16 protein-coding genes and 1 riboswitch are annotated in these 18,885 nt (G+C 57.3%); of the genes, 1 reads left to right on the forward strand and 15 read right to left on the reverse strand.

Translation table 11 applies throughout. The features are described 5' to 3' along the window. Window positions 1-232 precede the first annotated feature (232 nt). Window positions 233-2,851 carry an EAL domain-containing protein gene (locus tag GF1_RS12910; protein ID WP_267926962.1) on the forward strand — a complete coding sequence of 873 codons (2,619 nt, stop codon included), beginning with the start codon at window positions 233-235 and terminating at the stop codon, window positions 2,849-2,851. A 524-nt stretch (window positions 2,852-3,375) separates the two neighbouring features. Here GF1_RS12910 and GF1_RS12915 read toward each other — a convergent pair. The 15 genes from GF1_RS12915 to GF1_RS12985 all read right to left on the reverse strand — a co-directional run bounded on the left by GF1_RS12915 (window position 3,376) and on the right by GF1_RS12985 (window position 18,823). Next, entirely contained in the window at window positions 3,376-4,068 is a 693-nt protein-coding gene (locus GF1_RS12915; protein ID WP_267926963.1) for a triose-phosphate isomerase, read from the reverse strand. A gap of 152 nt (window positions 4,069-4,220) precedes the next feature. Next, the gene (locus GF1_RS12920) at window positions 4,221-5,177 is read right to left on the reverse strand and encodes a PAS domain-containing protein (RefSeq protein WP_267926964.1); all 957 of its coding nucleotides are present in this window, start codon (window positions 5,175-5,177) and stop codon (window positions 4,221-4,223) included. A gap of 622 nt (window positions 5,178-5,799) precedes the next feature. Next, on the reverse strand, window positions 5,800-6,789 hold the full coding sequence (locus GF1_RS12925) for a cobalt-precorrin 5A hydrolase (RefSeq protein ID WP_267926965.1): 990 nt from the start codon (window positions 6,787-6,789) through the stop codon (window positions 5,800-5,802). Then, window positions 6,789-7,553, reverse strand: coding sequence for a precorrin-4 C(11)-methyltransferase (cobM, locus tag GF1_RS12930; RefSeq protein WP_267926966.1), 765 nt, complete (start codon window positions 7,551-7,553; stop codon window positions 6,789-6,791). The genes GF1_RS12925 and cobM overlap by 1 nt, the downstream gene beginning before the upstream one ends. After that, window positions 7,535-8,347: a precorrin-2 C(20)-methyltransferase gene (gene cobI / locus GF1_RS12935; RefSeq protein ID WP_267926967.1), complete on the reverse strand. Its 813-nt coding sequence runs from the start codon at window positions 8,345-8,347 to the stop codon at window positions 7,535-7,537. The genes cobM and cobI overlap by 19 nt, the downstream gene beginning before the upstream one ends. Further along, window positions 8,344-9,642: a precorrin-6y C5,15-methyltransferase (decarboxylating) subunit CbiE gene (cbiE, locus tag GF1_RS12940; protein WP_267926968.1), complete on the reverse strand. Its 1,299-nt coding sequence runs from the start codon at window positions 9,640-9,642 to the stop codon at window positions 8,344-8,346. Before cbiE ends, cobI begins: the two co-directional genes overlap by 4 nt. A gap of 16 nt (window positions 9,643-9,658) precedes the next feature. Then, on the reverse strand, window positions 9,659-10,813 hold the full coding sequence (locus GF1_RS12945; protein WP_267926969.1) for a cobalt-precorrin-5B (C(1))-methyltransferase: 1,155 nt from the start codon (window positions 10,811-10,813) through the stop codon (window positions 9,659-9,661). A gap of 11 nt (window positions 10,814-10,824) precedes the next feature. Beyond that, window positions 10,825-11,481, reverse strand: coding sequence for a precorrin-8X methylmutase (locus GF1_RS12950; RefSeq protein ID WP_267926970.1), 657 nt, complete (start codon window positions 11,479-11,481; stop codon window positions 10,825-10,827). 18 nt (window positions 11,482-11,499) lie between these two features. Next, window positions 11,500-12,678, reverse strand: a complete 1,179-nt coding sequence (locus GF1_RS12955) for a cobyrinic acid a,c-diamide synthase CobB (RefSeq protein WP_267926971.1) — start codon at window positions 12,676-12,678, stop codon at window positions 11,500-11,502. After that, on the reverse strand, window positions 12,609-12,875 hold the full coding sequence (locus GF1_RS12960) for a nucleotide-binding protein (protein WP_267926972.1): 267 nt from the start codon (window positions 12,873-12,875) through the stop codon (window positions 12,609-12,611). Before GF1_RS12960 ends, GF1_RS12955 begins: the two co-directional genes overlap by 70 nt. Then, window positions 12,875-13,780 carry an ABC transporter substrate-binding protein gene (locus tag GF1_RS12965; RefSeq protein ID WP_267926973.1) on the reverse strand — a complete coding sequence of 302 codons (906 nt, stop codon included), beginning with the start codon at window positions 13,778-13,780 and terminating at the stop codon, window positions 12,875-12,877. Before GF1_RS12965 ends, GF1_RS12960 begins: the two co-directional genes overlap by 1 nt. Then, window positions 13,777-14,571: an ABC transporter ATP-binding protein gene (locus tag GF1_RS12970; protein WP_267926974.1), complete on the reverse strand. Its 795-nt coding sequence runs from the start codon at window positions 14,569-14,571 to the stop codon at window positions 13,777-13,779. Before GF1_RS12970 ends, GF1_RS12965 begins: the two co-directional genes overlap by 4 nt. After that, complete coding sequence (locus GF1_RS12975) at window positions 14,571-15,599, reverse strand: FecCD family ABC transporter permease (protein ID WP_267926975.1); 1,029 nt, start codon at window positions 15,597-15,599, stop codon at window positions 14,571-14,573. The genes GF1_RS12970 and GF1_RS12975 overlap by 1 nt, the downstream gene beginning before the upstream one ends. Then, window positions 15,600-16,589 (reverse strand): sirohydrochlorin cobaltochelatase, encoded by a 990-nt coding sequence (locus GF1_RS12980; protein WP_267926976.1) that lies wholly within the window; start codon window positions 16,587-16,589, stop codon window positions 15,600-15,602. It abuts the gene before it with no gap. A gap of 122 nt (window positions 16,590-16,711) precedes the next feature. Further along, window positions 16,712-16,935, reverse strand: a riboswitch (cobalamin riboswitch). A 73-nt stretch (window positions 16,936-17,008) separates the two neighbouring features. Continuing rightward, window positions 17,009-18,823, reverse strand: coding sequence for a methyl-accepting chemotaxis protein (locus GF1_RS12985; RefSeq protein WP_267926977.1), 1,815 nt, complete (start codon window positions 18,821-18,823; stop codon window positions 17,009-17,011). Window positions 18,824-18,885 lie beyond the last annotated feature (62 nt).

The raw sequence follows: 18,885 nt of genomic DNA on the forward strand, positions 1-18,885 counted from the left end.
TATTAAAACAAACAATATAATTAAAAAATTAATACGAATAATGAACCACATAACAATACGCAAACGCATTACGCTTGTCATATCATTTATTATAATCCCATTCCTAATTCCATCTTATTTCACTTTTGAATCCCAATACAATGAACTCGTACTTATTCATAATGAAAAAAGTGCCCTTAAATACCTTGACCACATAAATAGATTGCAAGTATTAATTGCAGAGCATAGGGGAATGATGCAGGCATTTCTCAACGGTGACAATTCATTCAATTCATCATTAGATACGCTTGAACGTAAAATAAATAGTACATTTAGCACATTCGAACAAGTTGACTGGTCTGAAAAAAAATTTCTGCATGACGATGCCAACTACAAAAATGCAAAAGCACTATGGCATACTGCAACAATGAAACATTTTCTAGATACTTCTGACAAAAACTTCAATCTGCATACAACAATTATTGAAGAACTGATCTACTTGATAAAAAATATCTCCAACAGACTGGGTATTCCTAAAGACAGGAATATCCAGAACCATTATCTCTCCGTAGCTCTTTTTGACACACTTCCAAAACTTAAAAACCATATTGGCATGATTCGTGGATTTACCACAGGAATACTGACCAAACAACAAATAAGCAAAGAGGACAAAAAGCTCTTCCTCAAGATTTACCTGCTTGCCAATGCAGAACTCAATACCCTACAGCTGAGCATGCATCACTACCTGAAACAAACGAATATTCCAAAACTTGAGCGAAGTATTCTACAGTCATCAAAGACAATTGAACTTTTTATGCAAAGAACAGAATCCTTGGTGCTACATACAGATTCACTCGCGCAGCCGGTTAAGAGTTTCTTCAAAGAAGCCACCCAGACGATCGGTGAAATATCCAAACTCCATGATGATATCCTCAACCATTTCCAAAACGACCTGAAAAACCGAATGGATGCAGCAGAATCAAAAATCATTCTGGTGGCATTGGGCTTGACAAGCATGGTTTTGTTCGCCGGCCTGCTCGGCCTGGCATTTTACCAATCCGTTTCAAGACCGCTCCAAGAGCTTCAAAATGGTGTCTATGCGATAACGCACGGCAACTATTCTCCGCTAAAGGTGGACACCAAAGACGAACTGGCGACAATTGCACTGGCATTCAACACAATGGCCGCCGAAATCAGAAAACAGCTAAGTTTTCTCCAGTGGTACAAAACAGCCCTTGACAGTTCATCGCTTGTCAGCAAAACCGACCCTGAAGGCAACATCACCTATGTCAACGAACTATTGTTGCACGCAACCGGTTATTCAGAGAAAGAGCTAATCGGCAAGCGGTACAAAACACTCCTTCATCCGGAAATGCCAGAAGAACTGTTTAGGCAGATGCGGGAGGCAATCAGGGACAAAAAAATATGGAATGGGGAATTGAAAACCCGTACAAAAAACGGCACGGAACTGATAACAGAGACGACGATCATTCCGATACTTGACGACAAAAACCAGATCAAAGAGTATGTGGCCGTGCACAGCGACATCACAGAACTGATCAAGTCGAAAGAAAAAATCCAGAACATGCTCTATTTCGATACATTGACCGGGCTTCCAAACCGTGCCAGGCTACTTGAAGATCTGAAAAAAGAAAAAGGATACGCTATTATCATTGTCAACATCGACGATTTCAGACTGGTGAACGATTTTTACGGCTACGAAGCCGGAAACAAGATGCTGCAGGACATGGCCCTATGGATCAGTAATTTTGCGCAGGGGCACTACGCTGTTTATCGACTGCCTTCCGATGAGTTCGCCCTTGTCTCGTTTGAGAGCAGAGAGGCGAGGAAGGTTATCGATTTTGCCAGAGCGATGACTGAATATATCGAAAAACATACGATTTCATACAATGGCAGCGATATTCCGATACTGATAAAAGCTGGAGTAGCACTACTTCGCGATGATAAAGATGTAGGAAGAATACTGATCAATGCCGATACCGCGATCAAAGAAGCCAAGCAGCATCTGGAAAAAATTATCTTTTACAACGAAAGCAGGTTCGCAAAAGAGGCGTACAAACGCAACATGGAATGGATCAAAAAGATCAAGACAGCGATTGCGGAAGATCGCATCGTTCCTTTTTTTCAGCCCATTTACAACAACAGGACAAATAAAATTGACAAGTATGAAGCCCTTGTGCGTCTCATCGATACAGATGGCAGTGTCATTTCGCCGTTTCACTTTCTCGATATCGCAAAAAAGGCAAAACTCTATACCGACATCACCCGGATCATGATCGAAAAATCGTTTCAGGTTTTTGCCCGGCGAAATGAAGAACTCTCCGTCAACATCTCGACACAGGACATTCTTGATGCCGACCTCGTTGCATTTTTAATTGAAAAAATCAAAGGTTACAAAATGCAAAATCGCATAAACTGCGAATGCTCAGACACGGATCAGGCCACGCTCAACAACCGCATCGTATTCGAACTCACCGAAAGCGAAGAAGTGGAAAACTATGATGAAACAATCAGGTTCATAAAGAAGATCAAAGAATGCGGCGGAAAAATGGCCATCGACGATTTTGGAACCGGTTACTCCAATTTCGTCTATATCCTCAATATGGGAATAAATTATCTGAAAATCGACGGGAGCCTTATCAAAACCATTTTAACTGACGACAAATCGCTGACGCTCGTCAAGGCCATCGTCGGCTTTACCCGTGAACTGGGAATTAAAACGATTGCGGAATTTGTCAGCGACGCCGAGTTGCAAAAGAAGGTCGAAGAGATCGGAATTGACTATTCACAAGGCTACTATATCGATAAACCGCTCCCACAAGAGAAACTTCCACCTCCTATAGGATCCTGACGCTGCGTAACATGCCGTTCTTCGATGTAATCAAGCTGATTTTTCAAAGAGTTCGGAATTTATTTTCCGCCATTGTTTCAATGGTCTGAGCAGATATTATGTACCCGAGATTTTTCAGTGGAATGTGATTATCGGATATCCTCCAGCAGTCATCCAATATTCCCTTGAGATGGCCGGCAGATTGAAATCTTGTCTGGGCAACGACTTCCGCTATTCCGGAGTTGAACTTCTCGACTTTTCCATTGGTTTACGGTCGTTTCGGTCTGGTAAGGCAATGTCCTATGTGATTACCACCTTAGCTCAGCTTTCATCGATCTGAGGGGTAACATCGCTTCTTCTCTCTGCTGGTAGAAAAAACTTAATTGCTCTAATATACTATATATATACGCTTTTACGAATAACTCTTTCCAATGCTCAGCGATGCCAACCCCTGTTCAGGCTGAGTTTCAGAGGTCATCAGAGTGAAAAAAAAAGCCCGCAGAAACCTTATGCAAACGGTTTCTGCGGGCTTTTCCTTTCTTTTCTCATCGCAGGGTCTCGAGAAGATCGAGAAATTCCGATACATCCAGACAGCTCCGGCCCACCATCACCCCGGCCAGCTCAGGCACACCCATGAGTTCCTGAATGTTTTCACGGTTCACACCGCCACCGTACAGCACTGGCCGGCCGCCGGAGAGCGCCGAGAAGAATGCAGCCGCATCCCGGACCTCCCGGGCACCGTGCGCCACCTCCAGCTGCACCGCATCAGAGGGTGTATAAGAAAGCACGGTCCGTTCCAGATCACCACTGTCAATGGCTGCAATCTGCGCGGTGGCAACCGCGCGTTCCATACAGAGAATCGGAACCAGACCCGCGCTGACCGCTTCCCGTACCTGCCCGGCCACCTCCTGCAGGGTTTCATGAAAATACTTCCGGGTCTCTCGGTGCCCGGCAAGGGTGTATCCGGCCATTCCCGCAAGCCAGACCGCCGGCAGTGCCCCGGTATACGCCCCCGGAGGATAGGGAGAGACATGCTGGGCTGCCACGGCCACACCATCGAGCGACGCCACCTCCCGGTATACCTGGCGCAGATACAGGGAAGGCACAGCCAGCACCACCTCTATCCCGGAAACCGGTCGATACCGCTGCCGAAAGACATCCAGCCACTGCTTCACCTTTACCGGTGACAGGGCCGCCTTCCAGTTAGCCACCACCATCTTTCCCTGTTCAGACACCATATGTTGAATCCTCCCTGGAAAGGTCTTGTTTTCTATCCTTCTGACCTCATCCCGCCAATACATAGAGATGAATGGTCGACAATGCGTTTTTGGCCTGGGGGCAAGGCTGCGGCTGCGAGACCTTCGCGAAAGTCCTCGTTTGTGGACGGACCCTAGTCCAGCAGTCTTTTCTCGCCTGTGATTTTCTGAATGTCACCGATGGCCTGGGTGACCTCGAGGACCCCAAGGTATTCGCCCTGTTCGTTTCGCACCGGAAAGTAACGGATGAGTACCTTGTCACCGCGAAAATCGATCCAGAATTCCGCCTTGTCCCGGGTGCCGTTCTTGAAGCCCTCGACGATCTCACTGACCATGTCGACACTTTTTTCCGGATGACATTTGGTGACCTTGCGGCCGATGACCGAACGGGTTCTGGGAAACAGTTTCTCCTTGTCAAGCCGGTTGAAATAGGCAACCGTGTCTTCGGCGTCCACAAAAGTCACCTCGAAGGGCAAGGTCTCCATGATCCCCTCTATCTGTTCGTAGGAGAGATTGTGGATGAGACCTTTTTTCTCTTTCAACACCTTCTCGACCTCAGTGACCATCTCCTCGAAATGTCTGTCAGCCTGGTCTCCGTAGGTTTCTCTGTTGATGCCGACAAATGCATCCAGCAGCTTCTGGTTGTCCTCGTCCAGCAGAACCTGTCGACCCATGGGATACAACACATCGTTTTCCTTCCAGATGTGTTCGGCGCGGACGCGGAGATAATCATATCCTTCCTGGCGGTAGCGCGCCACCTCTTCGGCCGGCAGCTCCGCCAGGGACGGAGCCTTGGTGATCATGTTCTGCAGCAGGTTGCGCTCCATCTCATGTTCCTGAAGCATGACACCGAGCGGTCCCCCCTGCACCGGGATACCCCGTTCCTGCATGAGAGGAAAAAGATACTCCTCCTCCTTGCGGTTGTGGACTTTGTCCCCGAACTCGAGCAGAAAATCCAGAGCCCGGACCATCTGCACCGGTTTGGCCATGGTCTCGTCCATGTTATCGAGGCAGCTTTTCAGAACGGCCATGGCCCGTTCGATCATCTCGTGCTCAGCGATCAGGAAATCGTCCCATCGTTGGTACTGCATGGCAATCCTCCTAGATTTGTATCGGATCGTGGATTGATAATTTTATCTTACAACTACCACAAGTTTGCATAATTCCATAGTGATTTTCACATGTTGCCATGTCCGGGCCGAGCCAGAGTCTGGTCCAGCCATGCTGGTTTAACTGAAAACCAGTGACAAGTGACGAGTTACTGGTGGCAAGTCTGTGGAAGAGATTCTATCCAAGCCAGCTATTCCCATTTTAGACATCAAAGGCTCAGAAAAACAAATTTTACGACGTATTTTTCAATAAACCAGCATGGCTGGACCACATTTCAGAACTGTCCAGCCACAACAGATAGCGAAGACTTCGAACCATGAAAATCATCCTGGCAACACCTTGCCTTGGGGCAATTTTCGGATAAAAGAGCACGCTCTTGCCGTTGATTCTGATGTTTTTGATCATGAGGCCCTGTTCGCAGTGATTTCTGGCGTTTTTTCCTTATGTTTTGGACGTGCCGGTTCATCTCTCGGCAAAAGTCTCAAGCCTACTCTTGACTTTTTTCGACCTATAAAAGCCAAAGGCAGACTTGACCTCACCATACGGGATATCATGCTGAGGTTCAGGCATCAGGCTGCCCGTAAAAATTTCAGGCAGATTCTTTTACGGAATAAAAGGCATGGCAATGGCCACGGTGACATTGGGCCATTTCATTTTCCGGACAAGGAGTCGGCCGTTTCCCGCGGCGAGGATGGCGGCGGGTTCGGCCACGCCTTTGGCGCCGGTGGCTTTGAGGACAGCGGCAGACGAGGAGACATTGTCGACGCAGTTGAGTTGATCGCGGTTAAAAAAGACCAGCGGATAATCAGAAGTTCTGGCAAATTCGAGCAGTCCTGCTTCATCCTGCTTGAGATCAATGGAGGCCAGGCGGGCTATGGATGGGAGGGCCAGGTTGTTGGCTGCGCAGGCCTCGGCCAGGGCCTGTTCTATTTCCCGGGCCGGGGTGTCGCGGTTGCAGCCGATACCGGCCACCAGTATTTTCGGATGCAGGAGTAAGCCCCGGGCTGTCACGTCGGTGCGGCAGGTCACCAGGAGGTCTGCCTGGCCGGGGTCATCAATTTTTTCCATATCCGGCGGCAGGTCAGGCAGCGGGATTTCACTCCATATCCGGATGGTTGCACCGTTCACCAGCCTGCCCATGATCCGGGTCAGCCCCTTCCGGTCAGGCACCACAAATCCCTGCTCCCTGATCCAGAGGTCCAGCGGTGTCTTGCCGAGCACATCCGAGGCCGTGGTGATCACGGCCTGTCCCCCGAGGATATCCGCCACCTGTTCGGCCAGGCTATTGGCACCCCCGAGATGGCCGGAGACCAGGGAAATGGCAAAACGGCCCGCCTCATCGCAGACCACCACCGCGGGATCAGTCTGTTTATCATGCAGCAGCGGGCCAATGGTTCGAACCACGATGCCTGTGGCCATGATACAGATCAGGGCGTCATATCGTCTGTCTTCGACACTCTCTTTCCACACCCTGGCAAAGGTCTCCCGCAGCCTGCCCCGGCAGAAGAAAAAATCAGCCTGCTCCAGCGACCGGGCCAGCTGCTCACCCTTTTCCCTGCCGCCTTGGGTTATGGCCAGAACTGCTGTCCGCATTATTTCCTGTATTCGTGGCTGAATCCGGCGTCATAGAGTCTGGACGCTGCGGACGGACCATCTGCCAGGGCCCGGCCCACCAAGATCATGGCGGTCTTGCGGATCCCGGAGGTTCTGACCGCGTCACCAATATCAGCAAGCGTGCCCCGGACAATGCGCTCGTCAGGCCAGGACGCCTTTTCCACCACCGCCACCGGAGTATCTTCCGGATAGCCGCCACCGGTGAGCTCCTCCACCACCTTGTCTATCATGGAGACGGAAAGAAAGATACACATGGAGGCCTGGATCCGGGCCAGGTTCCGCAGGGATTCCCGCTCAGGCACCGGGGTTCTGCCGGCCTGCCGGGTAAAGATGACGGTCTGGGTCACCTCGGGCACGGTCAGCTCCACCTTGAGCGCGGCTGCAGAGGCCAGGGCCGAGCTGACCCCGGGGACCACCTCGTACTCGATATCTTCCGCATCAAGACGCCGCATCTGCTCCCGAATGGCACCAAAGATGGCCGGGTCCCCGGTGTGGAGCCGGACCACTTTTTTACCTTCCCGATGGGCCTTGATCATAATCTCCATGATCTGGTCAAGGTCCATTCCCGCCGAATCATGAACCGTGGCCCGCACCCCGGCAAGCAGCTCAGGATTGACCAGGCTGCCGGCATAGATGATCACGTCGGCCTCATCCAGGAGCCGCCTGCCCTTGAGGGTCAGGAGCTCCGGGTCTCCGGCACCGGCACCGACAAAACAGACCGGCGTCATACCACTTCCCCGCATACCGCCCGTCTCCCTTCGGCACACTCCTCGTGTATGGCCAGCCCGCTGCCCACCGGCCTCCGGCGGATCAGCATGGTGGTGAAATAATGCAGCTCCCGACCCAGGGCCTCGCGGACATCGGTGTAGATCCTCTGGTCCGCCATGCCGCACCGCTCGATAAGCACGGCATGATCGGTGAGACCCAGTTCATCGAGCAGGGCCACCACCGGAGCCAGCCGCCGGTGCACCTTCATCAGGACCACGGCATCGACACGGGTGAGAATATCCCGGAGCCGCTCATCATCAAAGACAGCCGGGACAATGGAGACCACGTCGTCACCCAGCCCCAGCGGGGCACCAACATTGGCCGAACAGGCAGCCATGGCCGTGATCCCGGGAATGATGGTCACCTGGACCTCGGGATGTCGCTGCTGGAGAGTGGCGAGAAGATAAAAGGCCGTGGAATAGAGGGCCGGATCACCGAGGGTGGGAAAAGCCACATCCCGACCGCTGACAAGATGACCGAGCACGGCCTCGGCAGCCGCTTCCCAGCCTGCCTGCAATTCCGGATCAGGTACCTGGCCCAGCCGGACTTTTTTCATGGGAAAATGGAGCTCGACAATGGTCTTGTCCGTGGTGGCCACCTGAGCCGCGGCGATCTGCAGAGCGCTGCTGCTGCCGTTCTTTCTGCCCTTGGGCGCCAGCCAGACCGGCGCTTCCTGTAAAATACGCACGGCCCGCAGGGTCATAAGTTCCGGATCTCCCGGACCCACTCCCACCAGAAACAGCTGGCCTTGTTGTTGTATACTCGTCATTTTGTTCCGCAGATTATGGTTATGGGATTGATGGTCGTCTGCCGGGGCTGTCGTCTGTCTACGACACACTGTCTGTCTTCGACACACTCCTGTTCTTCCCCGGTCTCCTGCCAGCGGCTCACGCCGATCCGGGTGACCTGAACCGACAGGCCATGACGCAGCATGTACTTCGGCGCCTGTTCAGCGGTTCTGGCAAGCACTGCATTGACCACCAGTCTGCCACCCGGCTTCAGACGCCGGGCACAGATATCGATAATCTCTTTCAGCCGCCCCCGGGATCCGCCGACAAAAATCCGCTCCGGATCCGGCAGCCCGCTCAGTATGGCCGGGGCCAATCCGCTGACCAGCCGGACATTCCAGGCCTGATGGCCGCGGATATTGGCCCGGATGTTTTCCTGCTGTTCTCCCTTGGCCTCCACACAAAAAACAGCCAGGGCCGGACACATACGCGCCGCCTCGATACTGACCGAGCCCGAACCGCCCCCCACGTCCCAAAACACCCCGGAAGGTGGGAGCCGCAGGGTATGCAGGGTCACGGCCCGGACCTCGTTCTTGGTGATCAATCCCCGGGAATGAACCAATTCCTCTTCATTCAGGCCCAGGACCGGCCCGAACACCGCTTCGCTTTCGCGACTGATCAGCATCATGTTCAGGGGTGCAAAGGTAAGACCGGCTATCCGGGCCAGGTCACCCTCCACCAGACGCTCGTCTTTCAGGCCGAGGTTTTCCCCCACCTGGACCCGAATGGTCCGGGCCAGCTCCATGGCTCCGTATTCCTCCAGGGTCTGGAGCAGCAGGGCTGCGATCCTGTCCGGGCTGTTATGCTGGTCCGTGAAGAGCATGACCTTGCCATGGGCAGTGTGTCGAAGACAGACGAGGACCCGGCCGGCAAGGGTGTCCATCTCCCGGCCATGGAGACTGAGAAAGGCCATGTCGTCCCAGGGGGTCTTGAACCGGGCGCAGGCCAGCTGCATGGCCGACAGGGCTGGACGGATATGCAGCCGGTCAGGCCCGAAACGACCCAGCAGGGTCCGACCGATACCAAAGAACAACGGATCACCCGAGGCCAGAACCGTTACCGGCCCCAGGGCCAGCTCCCCTGCCAGCCGCTCGAGCATGGTTTGCACCGGCGCAATGGGGATGATCCGCTCGCAAAGATCCTCCACCAGTGGAACATGCCGACCGGAAGCAACCACAGCGTGACACCTGGCAATGGTTTCCCGGACGCCATCATCCAGGACATTGCCACTGACGCCGATCAGTTCAATCATGGACATGTCGTCTGTCTTCAACACACTGTCTCCCTTCGGCTCACCGTCTGTCTTTGACACACTCCACCACCCCGGCCTCCGAGGTTACCAGGTAGAGTTCCACTTTGAGGCCCGAACGTTTCCGGGCATACCCCGCAGCCTCCTCGCAGACGGCCCGGATCAGGTCGGTCCGTCCGGCTGAGCTGAGCCGTTCATAGATTTCCCGGGCAGTATTGGCACCGGCAAGTTCTCTGGCCATGGTCCGGTCCAGGCCCAGACGCTCCAGCAGGTCGGCAGCCTGACGCACCTCCAGGGCCCCGTGCCGGACGTGGGTCTGGGGTATCCTGAGGGCGCATTTGAGGACCTTGGCCCACATGCCGGCCAGGTGGATCTTTGCAAAACCGTGCCGCCGGGCCGCCTTGAGTCCATAGGCCAGGTAGTCACCCATCATCACCTGGGCCTCCTCGGGCAGGGACGCGCTCCGTCGGGCCTCGAGATAGCGCTGGACTGCAGCCTCGGAGGTACGACCGGTGGAAAGGAGTACCTCGTCAAGCCCGGCGGCCCGGGCCACCTTCATGGAGGCGTCGATGGTGTCGGTCCAGGCCCTGGCGGAGATCGGCCGGACAATGCCGGTAGTACCGAGGATGGAGAGACCGCCGACAATACCAAGCCTGGCGTTGAGGGTCTTTTCCGCCAGCAGTTCTCCGTCCCGGACGCAGATGGTCACCTTGAGGGGCAAGGGCTGCCCGTCTGTCTTCGACACACCGTCTGTCTTTGACACACTGTTCGCCTCGGCCAGAGCCTCCAACAGGGCCTCGCGGATCATGCGCTGCGGTACCGGGTTGATGGCAGGTTCACCGGGCGCAATCGGCAACCCGGGTTTGGTCACCGTCCCCACTCCGGGGCCGCCGCGAAGCGTCAACCAGTCCTCGCCGTCCACCTCGCCGGGCTCGACCACGGCTATGATCTCGGCCCCGTTGGTCACATCGGGATCATCACCGGCGTCCTTAATCACCGAGGCCGTGGCCTGGTCATCCTGCAGGCAGCAGGAGTGGAGCGTAAAACCATACCGGTCACCGGTGGGGAAAGGTATCTCCACTGAGTCCGGCCGGCTTCCCCGCAGCAGAAGCAGGGCCGCCCCCTTGGCCGCGGCGGCGGCGCAGGCACCGGTGGTAAAGCCGGAACGCAGTCTCTTTGTCTTTTTTGCAGCTGTCAACGTTCTCTTGGTCACGCCAGCCGAAGCAGGGCATTGACACTGGCCACCGCCACCGGAGTTCCCCCCTTTCTACCCAGGGCCGTGATGTGGGGATAGGGCTTATCGGCCAGGATATCCTTGGATTCTACCGCATTGACAAAACCGACCGGCACCCCGATGACCAGGTCCGGATTGAAAAGCCCGGTCCGGATCATCTCCATGGCCTGAAGCAGGGCCGTGGGCGCGTTGCCGATGGCGACAATTCCGATATTGTCCTGGCTCGCCCGGAGGAAGGCAGCCTCGGAACGGGTCAGATTCTCGGCCCGGGCCAGGTCAGCGGTTTCCGGCTCGCCGATGCGGCAGATGACCCGGCCGCCGAACCGCTCCAGCAGCCCCCTGGAAATGCCGGCCGCTGCCATGTTGACATCGACCAGAATATTTTTTCCGGCCCGGATGGCCGTGAGACCGGCAGTGACCGCCCGGGGATGAAAACGCATGGTATCGGCAAAGGCAAAATCACCAGTGGCATGGATGCAGCGCCGAACCACGGCAAATTCTTCCTGGGTAAGGGTGGTCAGGACCGGATGGTCCTGGGCGGTAAGTTCCCGTTCGATGATGCGGAAACTTTCGGCCTCGATATCGCGGGGCGCGATTTTCAGTATGTCAATGACAGACGAAATCTTGTGCACAACAGTATCCTTGATGTTTTATCTTGCCAGATCTCTGCAGGCCTGGATAAAAGACCGGGCCGCCTCCGGGGTCCGGCCCCAGTGCAGGTGCAGGTAGCCGGCCAGGGTATTATGGATCCGGTAGCCTTCATACCGGCCGTCCTCCAGGCGGTAGACCCGTTCCACATCTTCGGGCATGGGGTCTATGGCCGAGTAATGGAACTCGTGCCCGAACAGTTTCTGGCCGGCCGGGCCAAAAAAACCGGGGCGCTCCTGAACCACCTGCCGGTAGCCGAGCCGGCGCAGCCGGGGCTGCATGCGGGCTGTCACCGGAAAGACCCCGACCATGGGATACTCCCCGCCCTCCTGGTCCGTAGTGTGTTGAAGACAGACGATGGACCGGGTGAGGTACATGAAGCCGCCACATTCGGCATACACGGGACGCCCGGACCTGGCAAACACTTTTATGGCTGTCCGCATTGTTTTATTGGCGCTGAGTTGCCTGGCAAAGAGCTCCGGATAGCCACCGCCAAGATAGAGTCCATGGAGTTCTTCCGGCAGGGTCGCATCATGGATGGGGCTGAACTCCACCAGCTGCCCACCTCCACTGCGGAGCATATCCAGATTATCCTGGTAATAGAAACAAAAGGCTTCATCCCTGGCAACGCCGATCCGCACCGTTTCACCAGTCGGCACCGACGTACCGGAAGGAGCCTGTGGCCGGGAAACCTCTCGTCCCGGTGTCAGCCGGCATGCCAGTTCCAGGAGCAGGTCCAGGTCCAGGTGTTCTTCCATGAACCGGGCCAGCTGCTCCAGGGCCAGCTCGTGTTCCGAGCCCATGTGCAACCCCAGGTGACGGGACGGAATGGTCAGCTCCTGGTTACGGGGCAGAAAACCGATAATCGGCAGATCACAGTACCGGGCCAGGGCCTCCTCGATCAGCTGGCGGTGCCTGGCGCTGCCCACCCGGTTCAATACCACCCCGGCCAGGTGCACTCCGGAATCCAGGGTGGCGAACCCATGCACCACCGCAGCCACGGACTGGGCGGCTGATCGAACATCCACCACCAGGAGAACCGGCAGGCCGAGAAGCCGGGCCAGGTGGGCGGCCGACCCGTCCTCCCCGTCAAAGAGCCCCATCACGCCTTCTATGACCGAGATCCCCCTGGCGCGGTCCGGTTGGCGGCGAAACAGGTGCGGACAAAGTCCTCTCCGCACATCCGCAGATCCAGATTCCGGGACACGCGGCCGGTCACCACCTGGTGGAGGGTGGGATCGATGAAGTCCGGGCCGCACTTGAAGGGCTGCACATCCTGGCCCCGGGCCCGCAGAGCCGCCATGATACCGAGGCTTACCGTGGTCTTGCCGCAGCCGGAATGGGTCCCGGCAATGAGTATAGCTGGCCCGTGGTCCATCACTGCACCGGATAGAGAATCTCAAACACGGTCCTGATCCCGGTAAGCAGCCCCAGGGTGGGCCGGGAGACCAGTTTTTCGTCCACCAGGTAGATCTGGTCGTTGCGAACCGCCTTGATCACCTGAAAGCCGGGTTCGCTGCGGATCATCTCCACGGTCACCGGGTTCATCCGTCCCTTCTGGGCCAGAAAGACATCGATCTCCGAAGCCCGGGCCAGGATCCGTTCCTTGCCATAGGCGGCAATATTGGTGTTGCGCACCTGAAGCGCGTCGGCGGCCACATTGATCCCGCCGGCGGATTCAAGAACAAAAATGGCCATGGAGCGGGGGGCAAAGGTCTTCATCCGCCTGTGGATGGCCTCGAAGTAGACCTTTTTGCGCTGCCCAGCCGGGATCAAATCCACCTGGCGCCGGATGGTCGCCAGTTCGCGGCCGAAACGACCGATCATGGCCCGAACCCCATCCTCCTTTCCGGTCAGCCGGCCCAGGGTCTCCCAGTACCAGAACAGCCGGTCCATGGAGGCGGGCTGCAGGGAGACCACCGTGACCCCGCTCTGCTCGAGGCGCTTGACAAGCTGGGGATAGGCGCGGCTGATCATGGGCCGGATCAGGACCAGGTCTGGTTCCAGGGCCAGCAGCCGTTCGGGATCGTCCCGGAAACTGACCCGGGGTCGATCAAGCTGGCGGTCACTGCGGCCCACGGCGACGATCTTCTCCGGTTCAAGGCCCATGTCCAGGAGGTTCCGGGTATGGGCGGGATAGAGGGAGATAATCCGGGAAAAAGGGTGGTCAAAGACAATCACCCGGTTGTCACTGTCGCGCAGGGTGGCGGCCCGAACCGTCCCGCCTACTGCCAGGAGAAGGAACAGCGCCAGGAAGCAGAGCATCATGCGCCACTGTTTCATACCATATCCTCGCTTCTTCTTTTAAAGCTGACCTGGAGCCCGCCGGTGAACCCATCCTGCCGCACCCGGGAGCAGACCCCGTAGACCTCATCGATGATTTCCGGCACCAGGACCTGATCCACCCGTCCCCGGCGGACCACGCGTCCCTCTTTCAGAAAGACCAACTCGTCACAGAACCAGGCCGCCAGATTCAGGTCGTGCAGGGCCGCGACCACGGTCAGGCCCCTGTCGCGGATCCGGCACCGTATCACGTCCAGGATGGCCAGCGTATGGTAGATGTCCAGGTTGGAGGTGGCCTCATCGAGCAGCAGCACCCGGGGTTCCTGGACCAGGGCCCTGGCCACGGCCACCCGTTGTTTTTCCCCGCCGGATAACCGGGTGACCGGCCGGTCGGCCAGGTGAGCGATCCCGAGCTCCTCCATGGTCCGTTCCACCAGACGGTGATCGCCGGGATCGAGGCTGGCGAACCGGTGCAGGTGCGGATGGCGGCCCATGGCCACCACCTCGCGGACCGTGAACCCGAAGCGGATGACGAATTCCTGCGGTACCAGGGCCAGCCGGCGGGCCAGGTCCCGGACCGGCCACCTCCGCAGCTCCCGGCCCATGAAGGTCAACTGTCCCTCCCGGGGATGCAGCAGGCCGCAGAAAAGATCGAGCAGGGTGGTCTTGCCGCTGCCGTTGGGACCCAGGATACCGTAGCAGCATCCGCCCTTGCAGGCCAGGTCGATACCGGCGAGTACCGGCTGGTTACCGTAGGCAAACGAAACCTGCTCCGCCACCAGAACCGTCATTATTCCGCCCTCAGTTTTCTCTTGAATATCACGCAGAAAAACGGTCCGCCGATCAGGGCGGTGAGGACACCGATGGGCACCTCGGCCGGCAGCACGGCCCGGGTCAGGGTGTCGGCAAAAAGCAGCAGCAGACCGCCACCGAAAAAGGACAGGGCCAGGAGCCAGCGGTTATCCGGGCCGATCACCGAGCGGAGCAGGTGGGGCACGATCAGGCCGACGAAACCGATGATCCCGGCCACGGCCACGCAGACCGAAGCCATCAGGGTACAGGTGACAAGGAGGGTGCGCCGCAGGCGGACCGTATCCACGCCCATGGTCACCGCGGTCCGCTCGCCAATCGCCATAACGTTGAGGTCCCGGCCATGGAGCAGCACCACCAGCAGGCCGATGACGGCCACCGGCACCAGGACCAGAATGTCCTGCCAGGAGGCCCCGGACAGGCTCCCCATGAGCCAGAAGATGATCACCCCCACCTGTTCGTCGGCCAGGAATTTGAGAAACCCGATGGCCGCTGACAGAATCGCCGCGACAATGACCCCGGAGAGGATCAGGCTGGTGGAGGAGAGACGCCGGTCACCCGCAGCGAGCGACAGAACCACCGCCAGGGTGGCCACCCCCCCGCCAAAGGCGAACAGAGGTACGGATATGAACTGGGGCAGTGAGAGTCCGAAGACCTGGAGGACGATGACCAGGGAGGCGCCAAAAGCGGCCCCGGAAGAGATGCCAAGTGTGTAGGGATCGGCCAGCGGATTGAGCAGGATGGCCTGGAAGACCCCGCCGCACACGGCCAGCATCCCGCCCACCAGCACCGACTCGATGATACGCGGCAGCCGGACGTCCAGGACCACGGCGGCAGACACCGGATCCACGGAACTGTCCAGCCCCAGGATCCGGTCGCGGATCAGCTGCAGAACATCGGCGGCAGGGATCCTCATGTAGCCCATGGTGGCGGCCAGGACCATGCCCGCGACCAGCAGACCGGCCAGGACGACCAGGAGCAGTGGAGAGGATCCCCGCCAGGCACGCATCTACTTCAGATGGATGCCGGCATCACTCGCGGCATCGACCAGGTGCTGGACAAAGATGTCAGCAAACTTATCGTTTTCGCCCAGCCCCTTCTTGACCGCAATCACCTGGATATTGTTCTTCTCCAGCACACTCTTCCAGGAATCCTCTTCATCACCAGCCATATCGTTCATGGCATGGTCACCGGCCACCACCATGAAGGGCTTGAGCACGACCTTCTTCACCCCGGCATGCCTGAGCGAATCGAGCACGTCTTCCAGGGCCGGGAACCCCTCCACGTTGCCGATCAGGGTCAGGACGTCGGGATAGAGCTGACGCATGCGGTCGGCCAGCTCCAGATAGGAACCGCCCGAGGGAAAGTACTCGTTACCATGGCCCATGTAGACCAGGGCGGCCTTTTCCCTGCGGGCCAGCTCGGCATCGCCGGCCAGGGCCCGGGCCGCGGTCATCACGTCCTCGTCATAGGGATGGGCGGTGCCGTAGGTGCCAAGCGCCGGACGTCCCAGGGCGATCTTGTGGAACGGCTTGTACTTGGCTTTCTTTACCGTGCCCATGCTCATCAGCCCGTCCACATAGGTGGCCAGGTCAAGAAACTCCTCGCCCATGGCGATATGGGTCGGCTGGAGGACGATGGTGTCGTATCCCTGGTCCTGGAGATCGGCGATGGTGGCCAGCGGGGTCTTGACATGGAGAATATCGGCGGGAATCTCGGGATGGGCCTTGATATATTCGGGATCCTGGGCCCGGTGCTGCCATTTCTTGCGGATGATATTGGAGGTGAAGGCAACCCGGACCGGGGTTTCCGGATACATGGCCACGACTTTTTCCCGGATGTTCAAAAGTCCCTGCAGGGCAGGCTCCACCGTGGTTCCGAACATGGCCAGGACTATGGCGTTTTTATGTTCCACCTTGTACGCTCCGCTGGAATAACAGGTTGCCACCGACAGAAAGAACAGGGTCAGTGCCGCAAGAAAAACCGATTTCCATTTCATACGAAACCTCCTTCTCTACGGCCCGGAAATAAAAAAATCCCGGACCAATTGTTACATTGATCCAGGATGTCCCGTCTTTATCCCAGAGTCTCTCTATGTCTCCCCGCGCCTTTGCCGTCGGCCACGGAGTCATTTTTCAGGCAGGTCTTCTGACTTCCGGATCATCCTCCTCCCGCGCCTTCCCAGCCCTGAAGCGGCCAGTGGCATCGTCTGTCTACGACACACCGTCTGTCTACGACACACTATTGCAGGATTTGTCCCCGGTTACAGCGGCGGGCCCGTCCCGGAATTACACCGGGTTCCCTTTTCATCCGCATCTGCGGACACCTGAAAACTGTCATCATATGGTACAGAATCCCACTCCCGAAGTCAAGATAAAGGGTACGAGCCAGCTGCCCAGCCTGAAGGAAGCGGCGCTGTCACGAAGACATGGCGGCGAGCTCGCCCTCTTCCCCCCGGCCGAGCTGCTGCAGTTTGGTGGTCGTTTCCCTGAGCAGGGTGGTCAACTGCCCTGCTATCTCGTCGGAATACTCATGCACCTGGTGTGACAGTTCCCGGGCCCGGACCGCGGCCTCGTTGACCATGACGATGTTGGCCGAGACCATCCTGGTATTTTCCGATGTCTGGGAACTCAGCCCGGCGATGGTGGTTACCACTTCCTGCTGCTCACCCACCGCCCCGGTGATGTGGGCAGTGACCTGATTGAGATCCTGGACCCTTTGCTCTATATCCTGGAGATTGGCGACAAAGGTCAGGCTGGCCTTCTCGATGGCGCTCACCTTTTCCATCACATCCTGGGTTGCCCGTTCGGTTTCCAGGGAGAGATCCTTGACCTCACTGGCCACCACGGCAAAACCCTTGCCGGCGGAGCCTGCCCGGGCCGCCTCGATGGTGGCATTGAGGGCCAGCAGCTTGGTCTGGTCGGTGATCTCCCGTACCAGACCGATTATCCCGCCGATATCGGCGATGGCCCGCTTGAGCTGACGGATGTTGCCGTGGGAGACGGTCACCCCGTGGACTATGCCGGCCACCAGCTCGTTCTGACTGACGATCTGGGCGTTGATGCCCTCCACTGTCCGGCGCAGCTGATCGGTGGCCTGGGAGACATTTTGCGTATGTTCTGCCGTATCCCGGGCCCGGACGGTGGCGCTCTCCGACTGGCTGCCCGTGGTGGCCGCCAGTTCCTGCAGGGTTTCCGACATGTCGACCAGCTGCCGGGCCCGCTGTTCCAGACCGTGCACCACAGTGGCGATGGAGTCTATCAGTTCGTCTATAATGTTTTTTTCCTTTGCCTTGCGCCGGTCTTCCAGCTGCAGCTCGGCCAGGGCCTCGCGGAAATTCTTGATCGCCCCGGACAGGACCCCGATCTGGTCACCCCGCTGCTGACAGGGAATATCGGGAAAACGCCCGGCCCGAATCTCGTCGATGATGCGTGTCAGCCGGTACAGTGGCCGTTCGACGATGATCCGGATGAGAAAGAACAGCACCACCATGTTGGCAAAGATGGCCAGCAAACCCATCCCCAGGGTAAAGCGCTGCTGCTGGTCGCGGACCGCAGCCAGTTTCTTTTCCATCGCGTTTATCTCTTCCACATGATCAAGAATCTCGTTACGGGTTTTTTCCGCCTTGAGGCTTTCATCGGCAACCTTGACCCCGAGCTCACGGATCTTCTGCTGCAGGGCCTCCGCCTCGCCGGACTGGTCGTCCAGCCGGCCGATCAGCTCCCGCAGCCTGGCCGCGTCCCCGGCCGGATCCGGACTCCGCAGGGTCAAGCGCTCCACAGTCTGGGTGAAGTTATTTTCCTCGTCCAGCAACCCATAGGAAAGCACCACCTTGCCGTCTCTTTCCTGGACCACCATCCGGTTCCTGGCCAGATCGCGGCGCTCGGTCCTGGAGTAAAGCGGCCTGTAGGCCTGGCGGCCGGTGAGTGTTTCCCGGCTGGCCACCTGGAAATCTCGGTCCACGGCCGAAAGTATCTCCGCCCTCCGGTCCACCTTGAAGAACTCCGGTAGAGATATGAACTCCTTCTGAAGCTGGAAGATGGTGGACCGGAGGTTGGAACTGAGCTGTTCCCGTATCTGCAGAACGTCGTCAACGGTCTGCTGTACGGTCCGGCTGGACTGATAGTTGACATAGAGCAGCGCCCCTATGAACAGGTTGGAAACCAGGGCTACCCCGAAAAGAATCTTGGTCCCGACGGTGATCCATTTCCTGCCTTTCAGCCATTGCAACATCCTCAATTTATCACTCCTGTATAATCTTTGATCTTGTGCCACACAGTCGTACCTGCACGGCA

Origin of the sequence: Desulfolithobacter dissulfuricans (assembly GCF_025998535.1) — a bacterium.
GTDB lineage: Bacteria > Desulfobacterota > Desulfobulbia > Desulfobulbales > Desulfobulbaceae > Desulfolithobacter > Desulfolithobacter dissulfuricans.